1 protein-coding gene and 1 pseudogene are annotated in these 531 nt (G+C 39.7%); both read left to right on the forward strand.

Annotated elements, in window-relative coordinates:
• Nucleotides 1–138: pseudogene (locus CALK_RS13480) on the forward strand (IS3 family transposase); the annotation flags it as partial.
• A 32-nt stretch (nt 139–170) separates the two neighbouring features.
• On the forward strand, nt 171–531 hold a 361-nt coding region (locus tag CALK_RS12720), incomplete at its 3' end, for an IS3 family transposase (RefSeq protein WP_155851882.1).

Genomic DNA, 531 nt, shown 5'->3' on the forward strand with positions numbered 1-531 from the left:
CCCTCTGATATTCAGAAAATGAAACTACTTGAGGAAGAAAACAATCGATTAAAGCGTCTTGTTGCAGACTTATCTTTGGATAATCAAGTGCTTAAGGATGTCAACTCAAAAAACTGGTAAGGCCTGCTCAAAAACGCACTGCAGTATCGTATGCAGTTACAACCTACGATATGAGTGTTGTTCGTTGTTGCAGGCTTTTTCATATTTCTCCCAGTAGCTATTACTACCAAGCAAAGAGTTCTGATGATTTACAATTACGCCAGAAAATGAAAGAAATAGCTTTTAAACGAAGGAGATTTGGATACCGCCGTATTCATACTCTCTTGCAGCGTGAAGGATTTAAGATAAATCATAAACGGGTATATCGGCTCTACAGGGAAGAGAGTCTCACAATACGTAAGAGAAAAAGAAAGCGATATTCCAAGCATCGTGGAGAGAGCGTATCTGTTCCTCAAGCTCCTCAAGAACTGTGGAGTATGGATTTTGTCCATGATGCCTTGGCTGATGGCAGGAAAATTAGAACACTAACTA

Origin of the sequence: Chitinivibrio alkaliphilus ACht1, assembly GCF_000474745.1 — a bacterium.
In the GTDB taxonomy this organism is placed as follows: domain Bacteria; phylum Fibrobacterota; class Chitinivibrionia; order Chitinivibrionales; family Chitinivibrionaceae; genus Chitinivibrio; species Chitinivibrio alkaliphilus.